Origin of the sequence: Pseudomonas sp. G5(2012) (assembly GCF_000408945.1) — a bacterium.
GTDB lineage: Bacteria > Pseudomonadota > Gammaproteobacteria > Pseudomonadales > Pseudomonadaceae > Aquipseudomonas > Aquipseudomonas umsongensis.
Genome location: NZ_APIO01000027.1, coordinates 1 through 15500 on the forward strand (window position 1 = coordinate 1; position 15500 = coordinate 15500).

At 58.9% G+C, this 15500-nt stretch carries 16 protein-coding genes and 4 tRNA genes; 12 read left to right on the forward strand and 8 right to left on the reverse strand.

What is annotated here, in order from left to right; translation table 11 throughout:
• Window positions 1-40 precede the first annotated feature (40 nt).
• On the reverse strand, window positions 41-961 hold the full coding sequence (rdgC, locus tag PG5_RS08885; protein WP_008060875.1) for a recombination-associated protein RdgC: 921 nt from the start codon (window positions 959-961) through the stop codon (window positions 41-43).
• Between the two features lie 160 nt (window positions 962-1121).
• Between rdgC and PG5_RS08890 the strand changes: the two genes are divergently transcribed.
• The 4 genes from PG5_RS08890 to PG5_RS08905 all read left to right on the forward strand — a co-directional run bounded on the left by PG5_RS08890 (window position 1122) and on the right by PG5_RS08905 (window position 1662).
• Window positions 1122-1197: transfer RNA gene (locus PG5_RS08890), tRNA-Val, on the forward strand.
• A 19-nt stretch (window positions 1198-1216) separates the two neighbouring features.
• Window positions 1217-1293 (forward strand) — tRNA-Asp (locus PG5_RS08895).
• A 197-nt stretch (window positions 1294-1490) separates the two neighbouring features.
• A tRNA-Val gene (locus PG5_RS08900) sits at window positions 1491-1566 on the forward strand.
• A gap of 19 nt (window positions 1567-1585) precedes the next feature.
• Window positions 1586-1662: transfer RNA gene (locus PG5_RS08905), tRNA-Asp, on the forward strand.
• A gap of 194 nt (window positions 1663-1856) precedes the next feature.
• Here the strand turns inward: PG5_RS08905 and PG5_RS08910 are convergent.
• A complete protein-coding gene (locus PG5_RS08910; protein ID WP_020796773.1) occupies window positions 1857-2990 on the reverse strand; it encodes a catalase family protein in 1134 nt (377 codons plus the stop codon).
• A complete protein-coding gene (locus PG5_RS08915) occupies window positions 2987-4795 on the reverse strand; it encodes a di-heme-cytochrome C peroxidase (protein ID WP_020796774.1) in 1809 nt (602 codons plus the stop codon). The genes PG5_RS08910 and PG5_RS08915 overlap by 4 nt, the downstream gene beginning before the upstream one ends.
• A 255-nt stretch (window positions 4796-5050) precedes the next feature.
• Here PG5_RS08915 and PG5_RS08920 point away from each other — a divergent pair, with 255 nt between their 5' ends.
• The 5 genes from PG5_RS08920 to PG5_RS08940 all read left to right on the forward strand — a co-directional run bounded on the left by PG5_RS08920 (window position 5051) and on the right by PG5_RS08940 (window position 7760).
• Window positions 5051-5764 carry an FKBP-type peptidyl-prolyl cis-trans isomerase gene (locus PG5_RS08920; RefSeq protein WP_020796775.1) on the forward strand — a complete coding sequence of 238 codons (714 nt, stop codon included), beginning with the start codon at window positions 5051-5053 and terminating at the stop codon, window positions 5762-5764.
• 308 nt (window positions 5765-6072) lie between these two features.
• Entirely contained in the window at window positions 6073-6528 is a 456-nt protein-coding gene (locus tag PG5_RS08925; protein ID WP_020796776.1) for a YkvA family protein, read from the forward strand.
• A 114-nt stretch (window positions 6529-6642) separates the two neighbouring features.
• Complete coding sequence (locus PG5_RS08930; protein ID WP_033043089.1) at window positions 6643-6984, forward strand: helix-turn-helix transcriptional regulator; 342 nt, start codon at window positions 6643-6645, stop codon at window positions 6982-6984.
• Window positions 6981-7352 carry a hypothetical protein gene (locus PG5_RS08935; protein WP_020796778.1) on the forward strand — a complete coding sequence of 124 codons (372 nt, stop codon included), beginning with the start codon at window positions 6981-6983 and terminating at the stop codon, window positions 7350-7352. The genes PG5_RS08930 and PG5_RS08935 overlap by 4 nt, the downstream gene beginning before the upstream one ends.
• Complete coding sequence (locus PG5_RS08940) at window positions 7353-7760, forward strand: hypothetical protein (protein ID WP_020796779.1); 408 nt, start codon at window positions 7353-7355, stop codon at window positions 7758-7760.
• Between the two features lie 140 nt (window positions 7761-7900).
• Here the strand turns inward: PG5_RS08940 and PG5_RS08945 are convergent, their stop codons facing one another.
• The gene (locus tag PG5_RS08945; protein ID WP_020796780.1) at window positions 7901-8581 is read right to left on the reverse strand and encodes a polysaccharide lyase family 7 protein; all 681 of its coding nucleotides are present in this window, start codon (window positions 8579-8581) and stop codon (window positions 7901-7903) included.
• A 352-nt stretch (window positions 8582-8933) separates the two neighbouring features.
• Between PG5_RS08945 and PG5_RS08950 the strand changes: the two genes are divergently transcribed.
• A complete protein-coding gene (locus PG5_RS08950) occupies window positions 8934-10025 on the forward strand; it encodes a DUF3616 domain-containing protein (RefSeq protein WP_020796781.1) in 1092 nt (363 codons plus the stop codon).
• Here PG5_RS08950 and PG5_RS08955 read toward each other — a convergent pair.
• From PG5_RS08955 to PG5_RS08965, 3 genes are all read right to left on the reverse strand, one after another.
• Window positions 10012-10851: an alpha/beta fold hydrolase gene (locus tag PG5_RS08955; RefSeq protein WP_020796782.1), complete on the reverse strand. Its 840-nt coding sequence runs from the start codon at window positions 10849-10851 to the stop codon at window positions 10012-10014. The two genes, PG5_RS08950 and PG5_RS08955, sit on opposite strands and share 14 nt — an antisense overlap.
• Window positions 10852-11025: 174 nt before the next feature.
• Window positions 11026-11763 carry an SDR family oxidoreductase gene (locus tag PG5_RS08960; protein ID WP_020796783.1) on the reverse strand — a complete coding sequence of 246 codons (738 nt, stop codon included), beginning with the start codon at window positions 11761-11763 and terminating at the stop codon, window positions 11026-11028.
• A 130-nt stretch (window positions 11764-11893) separates the two neighbouring features.
• Complete coding sequence (locus PG5_RS08965) at window positions 11894-12454, reverse strand: NADPH-dependent FMN reductase (RefSeq protein ID WP_020796784.1); 561 nt, start codon at window positions 12452-12454, stop codon at window positions 11894-11896.
• A gap of 144 nt (window positions 12455-12598) precedes the next feature.
• On the opposite strand from PG5_RS08965, the gene PG5_RS08970 reads away from it, so the two are divergent.
• Window positions 12599-13507 carry a LysR family transcriptional regulator gene (locus PG5_RS08970; protein ID WP_033043076.1) on the forward strand — a complete coding sequence of 303 codons (909 nt, stop codon included), beginning with the start codon at window positions 12599-12601 and terminating at the stop codon, window positions 13505-13507.
• Window positions 13508-13527: 20 nt separating this feature from the next.
• On the opposite strand, the gene PG5_RS08975 is transcribed toward PG5_RS08970, so the two are convergent.
• Entirely contained in the window at window positions 13528-14472 is a 945-nt protein-coding gene (locus PG5_RS08975; RefSeq protein WP_050511618.1) for an AraC family transcriptional regulator, read from the reverse strand.
• A gap of 170 nt (window positions 14473-14642) precedes the next feature.
• Here PG5_RS08975 and PG5_RS08980 point away from each other — a divergent pair, with 170 nt between their 5' ends.
• On the forward strand, window positions 14643-15407 hold the full coding sequence (locus PG5_RS08980) for an SDR family NAD(P)-dependent oxidoreductase (RefSeq protein ID WP_020796787.1): 765 nt from the start codon (window positions 14643-14645) through the stop codon (window positions 15405-15407).
• Window positions 15408-15500 lie beyond the last annotated feature (93 nt).

The window sequence follows — 15500 nt, forward strand, 5'->3', positions numbered from 1 at the left end:
CAGGCTGCGATCTTTTTGCAGGCGCCGCCGATTTCGATAATCAGATGCCTTGCGGAGTCTCTTCCCCACCCAACGCCTCGACCAGCGCCGGCAGGAAATCACCGAACGTCAGCATCATCAGGGTGAAGCTGGCATCCAGTTGGCCGAGGGCTTCATCGCCACCGTCCTGTTCCGCCTGGTCTTGCAGCAGGTCTTCGAACTTCAGGCGCTTGACCACCATCTTGTCGTCGAGGACGAAGGACAGCTTGTCCTGCCAGGCCAGCGACAATTGAGTGACCACCTTGCCGGTGCTCAGGTGTAGCTGGATTTCTTCGCTCGTCAGGTCCTGACGCTTGCAACGCACGATGCCGCCGTCTTCGTGGGTGTCGCGCAGTTCGCACTCGTCCAGCACAAAGAAGTCGTCTGCGGCTTTCTGGGTGGTGACCCACTCGGTCATGGTCGCTGTCGGGGACATTTTCACAGTCAGTGGGCGCACCGGCAGTGTGCCGATCACTTCCCGCAGGGTGGACAGCAGGTCCTCGGCGCGCTTCGGGCTGGCCGAGTTAACCAGGATCAGGCCCTGTTTCGGCGCGATGGCGGCGAACGTCGAGGAGCGACGGATAAAGGCGCGCGGCAGGAAGGCCTGGATGATTTCATCCTTGATCTGGTCGCGTTCCTTTTTATAGACCTTGCGCATTTGCTCGGCCTCGATCTCTTCGACCTTTTCCTTCACTGCATCACGCACGACGCTGCCCGGCAGAATGCGCTCTTCCTTGCGCGCGCTGATCAGCAGGAAATCACCGCTGACGTGCACCAGCGGGGCATCTTCGCCCTTGCCGAACGGTGCGACGAAACCGTAGGTGGTCAACTCCTGGCTTGCACATGGACGCGCCAGCTTGGTGGCCAGTGCAGTCTCCAACGCCTCGGCATCAACAGGCAGATCTTGGGTCAGGCGATAGATAAGCAGGTTTTTGAACCACATGGGGTGAGTCTCTCCTTATATACAAAGGCGGGCATTATTGTCCTCCGAGTGCCATAGGCCAACCCTTCTCTAAGCCTTTGGAAGGCATCAGAAAATTAATTAAAAAAGTGCTTGCCAGAGGTAGGGGCGCTCCGTAGAATGCGCGCCACACCGAAGCGAAGGGTGATTAGCTCAGCTGGGAGAGCGTCTGCCTTACAAGCAGAATGTCGGCGGTTCGATCCCGTCATCACCCACCATTCGTTTCAAGTGTTTAGCGCAGCGGTAGTTCAGTCGGTTAGAATACCGGCCTGTCACGCCGGGGGTCGCGGGTTCGAGTCCCGTCCGCTGCGCCATATTCGGTAACCTGGACCACTGAACGCCAGGTCACCATGGAAAAACCCGCCAAGGCGGGTTTTTTTCTGCCTCAAGTTTGTACGTTGTACCCGCGGGATGTGTCGTTTCACCGGTTTTCAGATTTTTTTGAAAAAACTTCAAATAAATCAACACTTTATGAAAAACTGTGGCATAATGCGTCCCGTAACGAAGCGAAGGGTGATTAGCTCAGCTGGGAGAGCGTCTGCCTTACAAGCAGAATGTCGGCGGTTCGATCCCGTCATCACCCACCATTCGTTTCAAGCGTTTCGCGCAGCGGTAGTTCAGTCGGTTAGAATACCGGCCTGTCACGCCGGGGGTCGCGGGTTCGAGTCCCGTCCGCTGCGCCATATTCGGTAACCTGGAACACTGAACGCCAGGTCACCACAGAAAGCCCGCTTAATGCGGGCTTTTTGCTGTCTGGCGTTTGGGTTTTCTTCCCTTGTAGGAGCGAGCATGCTCGCGATGGACGTTAACGATGACGCGGGATACCTGACACCCCGTGGTGCCCTCCAGTTTTTCGCGAGCGTGCTCGCTCCTACTCCTACATAGCTTGATTACGAGCGTGTCGATAGTCGCTGACCGCTTCATAAACCGCTTTGCGCAGTCGGTTGATCCCGCCGATGGGGCGGTGCGCCTCAAGCCCGAACCAAGGGTTGAACGACTGGTTATCGCATTGCAGGTTCAGTGCCGGGGTGTCGAAATCCTGGGCGGGCAGGGTGATCCGCGCCACCGTCTCGAAGGGCGCATCGTTCTCTTGCCATTCAATACTGGTGTCCTCGATCGGCATGTACTTGCCGGGGTCCTGCCGCTGTATCTGCAAGACAAAACACGCGGGCATCCGATCGGTCGATAACTGCTGGTACAGCGCATTTCGCAGAAAATTCGGTAACTCACGGTTCTGCGCGGGCAAGGTGTAGGCCGGGCAGCTACCAGGATCCGGCACGACCCGAAACTTGGCATTGGCCTCACCGAACTTGTAGGGCGAAACCGAAAAGTAAGTGGTGCGCGTCGGGCTTTCCGGGGCGGGGGAGAGTGTCGCCAGTGCGATAAACAGATGGCGGACCTGCCAGGTGCGCGGGTCCCAGCCCGGAAAGAACGCCAGCAACTTTTTGCCATCCGCCTGGGCAGCCACATTCTGACGATACTCGGCGACATCGCTGACAAAGAAGTTCGGATGGCTGAACATCACGAAGTCCTGTTCACCTCGACCCGGTTGATCGTCAAGCAGCTGTTTGCCGGGCACATCGTGCAGCTTGATCGCCATGCCCCGGGCATCGCGGATGCTGTCGAATTGAGGGTAGGCGTTGCCGTTGGACAGGCGCAGGGTCGCCTGCCAGGTTTTGCCTGGCTCGCTGAACACACCCTGACGCAGTTCTGCCGCCAGTTCCGATAACACCTGCACTTCGGCCTTAAAGCAGCCGTGAGCCTTGGCGTGGGCATCGCGCAGGTAGCGTGTGCTTTCACGGTGCTGGTCGACGATACGCACCGCCGTCTGGATGATGTCCTGGGTCATTGCGGCTTCACCGTTGGGGATCAGCTCTTGCGTAGATACCGGTCCACGGTGCTGCCAGGCGAACCATGCCGTGGCCAATGCCCAGCCGAGTAACCCCAGGACCAGCAAACAGAGCAGGGCCTTGCCGAGAAAGGCGCCCAGGCGCATCCAGAGTCGTTTCATGGCAGTTGCGCCTCCAGAGGGCCGCCCAGCACTTTCAAATACTCCAACAACGCCCAGCGCTCTTCGGGTTGCAGCAAGCGTCCGATCACGCCGTTGCCACGCTTGCCGGCGCGGAACTCGTGCCCGCTGTTGTGATTGCCGGTTATGCGCGTGTCGAACACAAAGCCATTGCTAAAGGCTTCGGTGCGATAGCCCAAATGCCGCGGGTCGTACTCGAAGGTGCCTTTGTAGAAGGTGGTGGCGCGTTCGTCCTGGGGCGAAAGCAATTGATAAATGCTCGGCACCGAACCGTTGTGCAGGAACGGCGGCGTCGCCCATACACCCGGCAGGGGCCGGGCCTTGTAGGCGCGCAGTTCCTGGACGCCGATCGGCAGGCCGAAGCCATCCATGTCCGCGCGCTCGGCCGGCGTGACGGCGGCCTCGCGATAGGCGCGGTTGCCGACGAATGCCGTGACATACGCCAGCCCCTTGGCCACCGACAGCTGGCTCAGGTCCAGAGGTTCGGTGGGGGCTGGATGCAGTTGTACGTCCAGGCGCGCCAACTCGGCCGGGTCCCACTGCAAGGCCGTCAGGTCGAAGCGGTGATCGGCGATATTGTTGGCGGCGCCCGGGTCGGTGCCGATTACCTCCACGGGCAGCATTTTCAACTGTTGCACCGGGCGCCCTTCGCTGATGCTGACGCGCGGTACGTGGCAACCGGCGCAGTTCTCTGCGAACAACGCGCGACCTTTGGCGGCCAGCGGCTTGTCCACCGCGCCCAACCATTCTTCCGGCCAGGCCGGCGGCTTGAGTCGTTGCAAGGTTTGTTCGATCAGGTGCAGATCCCGCACCCGGACGCTGGACGGGTATCGATTGTCGTCCTTGAGGGGCTGCCCTTCGGCATCGAAAAAGCTCAGCGTAGCGCCTACTCCCAGGGCTTCACCGATATTGCGCGCCATGGGCTGCTGCGCCGAGCCATTCCACTGCACCCAGTCGAAGGTCCACATGTCCCACAACTGTGGGTAGTCGACGGGGGCATTGGCCACGCGGTAATTGGCGGGGGAAATTGCGTCGCCGAAGCTGGCGTTGGCAATGCGCCCGAACGCGTCGGTACGCCCGGGACCTTCTTCGGTGGGGTAGAGCCCGCGGTGAGTATCGTTCCAGGCCACCTTCAGGAAAGTATCCAGGGAACCCTTGAATGCCTCGCGCAGTGCCTGGTGCCCGGCCTCGTAGTCCGGTCCAAGGACGTTGCGGGCGAAACGTTCGAACTTCCAGGGGTTGTAGTAAGTGGAAGCCAGGCTCGCGACCAGCGCCTGGCCAAAGCTGCCACCCTGCAAGGTGGGTACGCTGGAGGGCAACACATGCTGCGCAGAGCCGCCGTCAATGCGCACGGCTTGCCCGTTCAAGCGCAGTTCACCGGTGTGACAGGCGGCGCAGGTAATATCCAGAAATGTATCCGCGCTGCCGGGATTCTGATGCCGTGCGAAGCCCACGGGCAGGTTGCCGGGGTTGTTCGGCGTGGGTTTCTGCTCGGGGTCGATCAGGAAACCGAAGCGCGCGAGGTACTCCGGCGCGGCGAATCGTTGTTGCGAAAAGGGCAGTTCCAGGGCGGTGAACCAGTCGTAGTGCAAGCCCTTTACCTGAGTGCCCTGGGGCGTGAAATAGTAACGCTGGCGGTCTTCGGCGTTCCATTGCTCCAGGTAATGCACCTGTTGCGCGGCCGCGTGGCGCGGCAGTTTCGGGTTGGCGACGTAGTACAGGACCACGGCCAGGGCGAGGACCACCAAAGCAACAAAAAGAGCCAGTAAGCGGAGCAAAAGGCGCACGTGGACCATCCTTGTCTATTATTGCTACCGTTATGCCTTAGGGCCAGGGATGCGGCAAGGGGCCATTACGCCAGATGTTCAGCCTCCCTGAGTGCAAGATGACGGAAGTTTCATCATCAGCATGGTGAAATGCGTTTAAACACCTGAACTTATCGCCAGTTTGTGGCTCTCATGCCGGTAGCCATTGGTCGTGGCCGCCTGATAAGCTCGCGACTTTACTCGATTGCCCTTTAGGCGCATGAACAAGGAAATAGCATGAAACAGCATCGGTTGGCGGCGGCGGTGGCCCTGGTTAGCCTGGTACTTGCGGGTTGCGATTCGCAAACCAGCGTAGAGCTGAAAACCCCGGCGCAAAAAGCTTCCTACGGAATTGGCCTGAACATGGGCAAGAGCCTGGCTCAGGAAGGCATGGATGATCTGGACTCCAAAGCCGTTGCCCAGGGCATTGAAGATGCGGTCGGCAAGAAAGAACAGAAACTCAAGGATGAAGAATTGGTAGAAGCCTTCGCCGCGCTGCAAAAGCGTGCTGAAGAGCGTATGGCCAAGATGAGTGAAGAGTCGGCAGCTGCCGGCAAGAAATTCCTCGAAGAAAACGCCAAGAAAGCTGGCGTCGTGACTACCGCTTCGGGCCTGCAATATGAAGTGGAAAAGAAAGCCGATGGCGCCCAGCCAAAGCCGACTGACGTAGTGACCGTCCACTACACCGGCAAGCTGACCAATGGCACCGTTTTCGACAGCTCCGTCGAGCGCGGCAGCCCGATCGATTTGCCGGTTAGCGGTGTGATCCCGGGTTGGGTCGAAGGCCTGCAACTGATGCACGTAGGCGAGAAGTACAAACTGTACATTCCTAGCGAATTGGCTTACGGCGCGCAAAGCCCAAGCCCGGCGATCCCGGCCAACTCGGTGCTGGTGTTCGACCTGGAACTGCTGGGAATCAAAGATCCAGCAAAAGAAGACGCTGCCAAGTAATTCGCGTCTGCTTTAACGACAACGCCTCGCTAATGCGGGGCGTTGTTGCATCTGGCGTTGATTGCACGAACCTGTGCACAGGTAAACAAAGCGAACAGTTGCCGTACACTGAAGTCATAGTCAGTGTGGGGGCCGTGCCTAACCTTCGGCAGACCTCCAAGTCAATGAAATATTAGGTTTTTTTAGATGGGTAAAAAACGCCCGATCTAAGTGCAGCCCTTATGCAGCGGGCCTTTCAGCCATGAAAAGTGGCTCTGTTCACAAGGTTATCCACAATTTGTGTGGATAACATTTCTGCCGGAGGCATCATGAAAGCACCCTGGAATTTTGCTCGTTTCCTGCCCTTGGCCGGACGCCTGCTCGCCCGTGGGCGCTTGCCGACCTTACTGTTTGCGGTGGCCAGCAAAAGTGCCAGCCAGGGTAACCGGTTGGGCAAGCTCAAGGATGATCTGCGCCTGTTACAGGCGTTGTGCCTGGCGTACTGGCGTGGCGAATACCGGGCCATCAGTCCCAAGGCGCTGATATCGGTGGTCGCCGGCCTGATGTATTTCCTCAGTCCGGTCGATGCCATTCCGGATTTTCTGCCGCTGTTCGGCATGATCGATGACATCGCCGTGTTGGCCTGGCTGATGAAAGTTCTCGACGATGAACTCAACGCCTTCCGCGCCTGGCGCAAACGCCAGGTCCCGGAAAAGCTCGCGGTGGTCGAGCGATTGCCCGACACCCCTGAACAACTCAAGCTGCAGAAACCGAAAAAAACCTGATTCGATCCCGTCTGTGCTTCATATAGATAGCCCCCGCGACCTTGGCCGCTGTTAGGATTACACTTCTAGGGAAAAGTGCCGACTCGCTAAGTGTTGTTGTCCTACGGGGTAATCATGGATATTCAGATAATTACACGCGAAGGCGAGCCCGAATACGCGGTTCTGCCGTGGGCTCAGTATCAGGCTCTACTGAAAGCAGCAGGCATCAACGAAGCACCGTCACGTGCGGCCCCGACGCCGCTCGCGACAACGCCAGACACCATTCTTCCGGGTCTGGATCAATTACGCAGTTTGCGCGAAGGGAAGGGCATCGCCATCGAGGCGCTCGCCCGCACGGTAGGCATCAGCCCGTCTTACCTGGCCATGATCGAAAGTGGCGAGCGTCTGCCCGACGCCGCGATTCGCCGCAGCCTGGCCTGGGAGTTGACGGTGCCAGGGTGGAGGGATGAATCGTGAGCGTACGCATCAGTCGTCAACACTGGGATGGATTGCTGGGCGAGCTGGATCAGGCGCGCCGACAGCGTCACCTCCTGACCTACCGGGCATTGCTGGAGCGATTGCAGCTTCCTACGCCCGCCATGCAAACCCTGACCGCCGCACTTGAACATCTGGCCGCACTGGATGCCAAGGCCGAACAGCCGCTGCGCAGTTCCCTGGTGATCAGCCAGGGTGCCAGCCGCTTGCCGCGTACCGGATTCTTCGAATGCGTCGAGCGCTTGGGGCGCTTCACCGGCCCGTCCGACGGCGTCGCCGCTGCCTCATGGCATGCCTCGGAAGTGGTTCGCGTATTCGAATACGAGTACCCCGAATCGGCGGAAGCCTGAGTGTTCCTGAAGCTCAAGGCGCGGGCCGGCTACTGGCTGGCCCGCCGGTTGTTTCACTGGCCATGGTTCGTGCGCCAGCCTCGCGGCTGGCGCTGGATGGAGGGTCAATTCGCACGCATGGCCAACCTGGGCGATGTCGGCGCGCAGAGTTTCTATGGGCACATCCTGACCTTTCGTGGTGTCGGGCTGGGCGCGCGGGAAGAGGGTATTCGGCTGTTGCGCCTGGCGGCACTGGCCGGTGATGGCAAAGCCGCCTACCAAGTGGGTGTGATCAGCCTGGCTGGCAGCCCGAGCAAGGCGCCGGATCCGGCGGAAGCGGCGCGGTTCTGGGCAATGGCGGCCAAGGCCGGACATCCATTGGCCGAGATCAAACTCAAAGAGTTGGCGGCTGGCGGGTCTTCTCAGTAATTCGTTTATTCTTCGATAAGCAAACAAGGGCACCTGCCGCCCGCGTTGTTGAGTTTCAGACAGCGATCACTTGGTAGCCGATCGACGGGGAAGTCCACTTGAGTCTTCACCCTTCGGATCGGCATGCCAACGATAGTGACCTAGAGAGGCGACTTAATGTTGTGTTGGATCTCCAGCATCCTGAACGTCACTCTTGCGCCCTCGGTGGGATAGCCGGTGTTGTCCTGCACATACGCCCCTGCTTTGAAATAGAGTGGTTTAGTCTTCCAGCTCGGGTCGATGGTGGTTCTCCAGTTGTTTCCTGCTGCGCTGATGCCCAGTGCGCCCTTCGGGCTGAGGTGGATCTGGTAGGAAAAGTCGCGGTCGAGTGGCACACCCGTCGCAATGTTAATGACCCGGCCCTCTTCATCGTCGGGGTGCATGCGTACCTTGGCGACAATGTTCCCCGTCGAAGCCGACGTTTTGTATTGGTATTCCAGCTTCACCATGGGTTTGTTGCTGTCCTTGTTGTGAATCTGTCCAATCACGATCTTGCCGGTGCTGGGGACCTGATTGACTGTCAGGCTCGCCCGCAGGATGTTATCCGCCGCTGAGTACTGCCAGTTGCGCAGCGTTCCATCACTATAGGTTTCCCGCAACTCGCTGCGCGGATAAATAGCGTTGGCCGTCCTGGAACCGGTCACAGGTGCCCAGAAGGAAAGCGTAGCGGCTTCGGAGCTGAAATACTGGTCCTTGAAGCCTTGCGCCAATCGAGGTGTTTCTATTGTGACCGGTGGGCTGCCTTCAGGGATGCTTAAATTCCAGGTGGCGAGATCGATCATGTCAATAATCCTGTATGCGGGGGAATGTTGCGGCCACAGTTGCACTCGAACCGACGCTATTGAGCTGTATCAATTGGGCCTGCTGATTAGGAAAATCCGTATGGCGGTAGATTGACGTCAAATGCTCGTCAAGGTGTTTGGTGCAGGCTTTGTGCCTACGTGTTTTACCGTTCGTCGGCTATTTTTGTTTTGGATGGAACTAATCCGCGGTGCGCAGTCGCTGCAGAGAAGGGACCCAGGCCAACACCAGCGTTCAGGTCGGAAGGGACGAGTGCATGCACTGGATGAAGAACACGCGCAGAATCCGGTTCTAAATAACCGGCCGCCGCGCCATAAAGACAGGAGACCGCTCATGAGCCGCCGAAGCAATTTTGCGCTGTTGAGCTTTGATCCGGAGCTTGCGTCGTTGCGCGATGGCCTTTCTGTCGTTCAGCAGATTGACGACACACTCTGGGTTGCGAACGACGAAACCACGAGCCTGGAACGCCTGAAAATCCAGGATGCTGCGCCCGACGGTGTTGTAAGGTGCGACGAGCACCATTCGTTTCCGCTCCTGGACTATCTGGATCTGCCCCTACCGAAACAAGACGCCGAGATCGATATCGAGGGCTTGGCCTATGTTCCTGACAGTGGTTACCTCTGGGTGGTGGGCTCTCATAGCCTGAAGCGCAAGAAGTGCAAGGCCGGCACTTCTGCACAGAAGAATATCAAGCGCCTGTCGACGGTAGAGGCGCATGGCAATCGTTTTCTGCTGGCCCGCATCCCTGTCGTGCAGCAGGACGACAGCTATGTACTCGCCAGGAAAGTGGATGCCGATGGACGTACAGCGGCGCAGCTGCGGGGCAACGAAGTCGGTAACGACCTGACCGCGGCTATTGCTGAAGATCCTCAGCTACGCGACTTCCTGCGTATCCCGGGTAAGGACAACGGCTTCGATATCGAAGGGATGGTGATGATCGGCTCGCGTCTCCTGCTGGGGCTGCGTGGGCCGGTGCTACGCGGCTGGGCCGTGTTGTTGGAGATCGAACCCGAGCTGAACGACGCTTCGTCTGACACCCTGGTGCTAAAGAAGATCGGTCCGGATGGGTGCCGCTACCGCAAGCACTTCTTCGCGCTCAATGGCCTGGGCTTGCGTGACCTGTGCACCCGCGGTGACGATCTGCTGATCCTGGCGGGCCCCACGATGGAGCTGGACGGTCCGGTAACGGTCTTGCGCTGGGGCGGCGGTTTCGCGTCTGACGAGCAAAACGTGGTTTTCGCCGATCAATTGGAGAAGGTGCTGGAGGTGCCTTTCGGGCAAGGCAACGATCACGCTGAAGGCATGTGTCTGTTTGAATCGGGCGGGCAGCCTGGGGAGGTTCTGATGATCGTCTACGACTCTGCGGCGCAGAGTCGTAAACACGGCGATACGGATGTGGAAGGGGACCTGTTCATCCTGGATTAGAGCCAAGTACATCGACGTCAACGCGGGCGTCACCCATCATTGGCACCGGCTCTTCATCGTCGTGCTGCCGGCAGAGGAATTCGCGTATCGCTTCGGCGGTTCGCCTGGCGCTGGTCACCACGAAAAAATGCCCCTCGCCCTGCAGGGTGCGCAGTTCGGCTCGGCGAATGGTGCGGCGCAGGATGTGCGCGTTGTACAGCCGCACCAGGGTGTCGCGTTCGCCGGTGAGAATCAGCGTGCGCTGTCGCAGGCGGAACAGCCGCAACAGGCTGGTCCAGCCGACCAGGGCGGTGAGCTGGTGGTAATAGGTTCGCGGGTTGGCCGTGAGCATGCCCTTCGTCACACCGAAGCGCAGCAGTGTCTGCAGTGAATTGCGCGAGCCTTTTTGCGTGTGTTGCCTGGGGCTTTTGCTGCTGGCAAAAAAGTCCAGGATGTCGGCGGGCTTCACCAGCATTGCCGGGCCAGCCGATGTCGCCGCCAGGATCAACCGGCGCACCATCCCCGGGTAACGCAGGGCGAATTCCTGCGCCAATGCACCGCCCCAACTTACGCCGAACACATCGACCTGGTCGATGCCCAATTGCTTGAGCAGCTCGGCGATCAGGTCGGCATGGCGCGGCAGACGCATTGGCCAGCGCGGCATTTGCGATTTGCCGACCCCGGGCACGTCCAGCGTTATGGTCCTGTAGTCCGCCAGTTCATCGCGCAAGGGGTCGAAAGTACGGATCAAACCGCCCAGGCCGTTGAGCAAGAGCAGCGGTGAGCCTTGGCCGCGGATGGAAACGTTCAACTGCAGGTCTTTGATGGTGATTTTTTGCGTGGTCATGGTTTCCCCTTGGGCCTGCCCGCTGTTAAGACAGCGTCTGGGGTGCAGATGATCCCTGGCCGATTAGCCAAGGAAACCATTTCAACATCAACCCTGATGAATTCAATCGGTTGAACGACCTCGTTCTGCGAGGCCGTGGCCAATACGCTGGCCACCTGGCAATTGCCTGCCTCGTCAGAATGGGCTCGCCGTCGGCCGAACGATCAGCTCGCTTACATCCACGTCCGCAGGTTGTTCAATGGCATAGGTAATTGCTCTCGCTATGGCGTCGGCCGAAATCGCGATCTTGCGAAACTCTTTCATCTCTGCGCGCCCCCCTTCATCAGAGATGCTTTCGGCCAGCTCTGATTCAGTGACGCCCGGGGCGATGACGGTAACCCGAATATTGCCGCCCACCTCTTGTCGCAAACCTTCGGAAATGGCCCGGACGGCGTACTTGGTGGCGCAATAAACGGCCGCGGTCGGGCTCACTGCGTAGGCACCAATAGAGGCAATATTGATGATCTGCCCCGTCCGTTGGCGCTGCATCAGCGGTAGCGTGGCAGCGATACCGTGCAGCACTCCGCGAATATTCACGTCAATCATACGGTCCCACTCATCCACCTTGAGTGCCTCGAGTTTGGAAAGAGGCATCACACCCGCGTTATTGACCAGCACATCGACCCGATCGAAACAGGTAACGGCGAAGTCAATGAAGTCCTGGACATCCTTTCTGTCTGTGACGTCCAGGGCACGGAATTCAGCCCTGCCGCCGCAGGCGTTGATATCGCCAGCAATCTTTTCAAGTCGGTCGGTACGACGCGCGCCGAGTACTACTTTCGCGCCTTGGCTAGCCAGCAGTCGCGCGGCAGCCTCTCCGATACCGCTGCTTGCACCGGTAATTGCGATGACTTTGTCCTTGATGTTCAACATGATCGGTTTCCTCTTCTGTTCGCCCAGGAAGCGGGTCTGGAAACAAGGTTAGGGACGGACAACACGTTTCCGTTAGTCAAATACTGCGTACCTTTTGCCTATTTCTGCGGTGAAGCTTTTGCACTAAGGTTCAGCTCACCAGTGCATAGGGCATCTGTTGCCGCGCAGCCTTCAGGGCTCTCGCCCACCAGTTCAGCTGTACCAGCATTCGAGCCATTGGAAGCCTGGCTTGATCAGGCTGACGTAACACTCCATCCCCATCGATTAGCGCCCAAGGATCAGGGAAGGACACGAAATTGCAGATGGGTACTGCGTGCTGTCCGGCCAGTATCTGGCGAAGCTGATCAATCGCACACAGTCCACCCGACGCTGCGCCGTAGCCGATGAATGCCACCGGCCTTGCGTGCCAACGATCCGAAACCCGTTCAATGAATGCTTTCAGCTCGCAGTGATGCACATTGCGGTGTTCCGATGTAATGATCAGGAACGCATCAGCGTCGGCCAAATGACGAAGACTTTCCTGAACGACTGCATTGTCAGACCTGGCCATGAGGTGGGCGGGTTCTACCCACCAGGGTTCGAACTCCGCACGTTGCGCTAGAACATCGGCAACCCAGTTCACCAGCGCAGGCTGTAGTCCTTCTTCATCTTCACCACTGTGAATCAGGACCAGTTTCATCTCGTTATTCATCTCATCCTCCAGACTTGGTATCCAAGTGGTGGCACGTCATTTGCTGAATTTCACCTGCGCCTTTCAGGCTCTGGATTAGAGTATGAGCGGGAGCGCGGCAGATATAGCCGGTTCTGGGGCATACAACTTGTGACGTGAATTCATATGAGACGGTTGGACATAAACTGCTTCGCCGAAATGAACGTGTTCGTCAGGGTCGTTGAAGATGGCGGCTACACGGCTGCCGCCAGGCACTGTGCGATGACCCCATCAGCGGTCAGTAAGCTGGTTTCAAGGCTGGAAAACCGCTTGGGGACGCGTCTGCTCAATCGCTCGACAAGACGGCAGTTGCTCACCCCTGAAGGGGCCGCGTTCTATGAGCGCAGCCTGACTATCCTGGCCGCGCTCGATGAGGCGGAGCAGGAGGCGGCGGCAAGCAGCGCACCTCAGGGAACAGTGCGGGTCAACTGCAATGTCGACATCGGGCGTTTGTACCTGCTGCCCCTGTTGAAGACTTTCTTGCGAGACCACCCAGGGGTATCAGTGGAGGTTTTCCTCAGCGACGAAGTCGTCGACCTGATCAGCGCACGCGCTGACGTGGCCATCCGCAGCGGCCCGCTCAAAAGCTCCAATCTGGTGGCCAGGCGCTTGGGCGAGACGCGAACTCTCATCGTGGCATCACCGGACTATCTGGCAGCACGCGGCCTACCAAAAACTCCGGCCGATCTCGTAGACCACAACTGTCTGGGGTTCACTTTTGGCCAACCCATGATGGAGTGGAACTTCATGGGCGATGACGGCCTACCTGTTCCGGTATCCGTGACCGGCAATGCACGGGTCAGTGACGGCAATGGAGTACGGGAACTTGCAATCCTCGGGCTCGGCCTTGCGCGCGTAGGATTTTGCCAGGTCGAGCACGATCTTGCGGATGGCCGGCTTCTCCCGGTATTACAGGACTTCATGCCCATTGCGAAAACTGAAGTGCATGCGGTTTACGTAGGGCAGGGAGGAAAGTTGCCCACACGCGTCAGAGTCTTCATGGATTTTCTGGCGGCAAACCTCACGATCCACTAATCGCGAACTTGTAGGGCATGTCACGCTTGGCGGAAAGCGCTGGGCGTGACACCCACCTCACGACGAAAAACCTGGGAGAAATGGCTGGGGCTGGAATAACCCACTTCCAATCCAACATCAATAATGCTGCGATCGGTCTCAAGCAGCAGATGGCGGGCGCGACTCATGCGCAGACGGATGAAGTACTGCGATGGCGCCAGCCCGGTGGCGCGTTTGAACATCCGACTGAAGTGATACTCGCTCAGTTCGGCGATATCAGCCAAGTGCGCAAGGCGGAATTCATCGGCCAGATGCTCGTTCATCGCATCGATGACGCGTCGCAACTTGTAAGCCTGTAGTGCATTACTGCGTCGGGGAGCGCTGTGCAGATCGAGATAACGGCGTATCAGGTGAACGGTCAGCGCCTGAGCCAGGCTGTGTACGAGCAACAGGCTGGGCTCAGGTTCCTCGATCAACTCCAGGCGCAACTGATCAAGCATGAAATTCACGCGCTCATCCCGGGCACCGGAGACATCGAGGAAAGTCACCGAAGCAGTGTGCTCGCCCAGAAGATCACGGGCAGCCTGGTCGATCAGTGGAAGGCCGAGGTAGAGATGCATCACTTCGAAGGTGTCACCCCCGATTGTCTGCCAGCGCATCTCGTAAGGCTCGCTTGTATTGGTGAGAAAGAAGTCGCCAGCCTGCACCTGGACGGCTGTCCATGCGCCACCGAGGGAGCGTTCTTCGACCCTGGCCGTTCCAGCCAGGACCAATACCAGCAGAGGCTCCACCACGGCAGGCACCAGGATCGGCTCGACGGTGCTCTGATGGCTGAACAACTGCACCACCACATCCGGCATCTGCGGGAGCCGCGGCACCACCTGCGGTGTTCCCGGCAGATGGCGTGGCATCGATTCGGCCGTGATGCGCTGTGCATCGAGCGGCGTCAGGTCTTCATAGTCGTGCGGATGCACTGGCGGCTCCATCGAAAAAGCTGGGGGCGGTATTAACGTTAGCGCAAAACTCCGACAGCTTCGGCAAGCCTGCGAAAGCTCAATCCAGCCCATTGCGAGACAGTGAAGCCGTCGATAACGACAGCGCCTCACGGGCGCTGAGCCGCTGAATATCTCGGTGGCTTGCAATGCAGGAGAGCACCATGACTGAGATCAACCACAGCATCCCCAACGAAGTCGAAGGCAAAGTCGCGCTGGTCACCGGCGCTGCCAGTGGCATCGGCAAGGCTATCGCACTGTTGCTGCATGCGCGCGGCGCCAAGGTCATCGCTGAAGACCGCAATCCCAGCGTCGAAGAACTCGCCCGCCCCGGGTTAGTGCCACTGGTGGCCGATATCACCGAAGACGGCGTCGCCGAGCGCGCAGTCGGATTGGCCGTCGAGACGTTCGGTCGGCTGGACATTCTGGTCAACAACGCCGGGATCATCATCAACAAGTTGGTCATCGACATGACCCGCGAAGACTGGGAGCGCATCCAGGCGGTCAACGCAACCGCGGCCTTCCTGCATTGCCGCGAAGCGGTCAAGGCGATGATGCCCAATAAATCGGGAGCGATAGTCAACATTGCCTCTTACGCAGCCTATTTCGCATTCCCAACCATTGCCGCTTACACCGCATCAAAAGGCGCACTGGCCCAGTTGACCCGCACGCTGGCGCTCGAGGTAATCGAGCATGGCATTCGAGTCAATGCCATCGGCGTCGGCGACGTGGTGACCAACATCCTCAACGACGTGGTTGACGACGGTCCCGGCTTCCTGGCCCGGCATGGCGAAGCCGCTCCCATTGGCCGTGCCGCGCAGCCTGAGGAAATCGCCGAAGTGGTGGCATTTCTCGCCTCGGACCGCGCGAGCTTCATCGTCGGTTCCGTGGTCATGGCCGACGGTGGCATGACTGTCACCGCTGGTTGATCGGGTGACCTGGCAGTCTGAGCACTGAAGCAATGAGCAGCCTGCGCAGGTCATGGTGACCAAGCATGCTGGTAAATCCGCTGAACTCGTGGT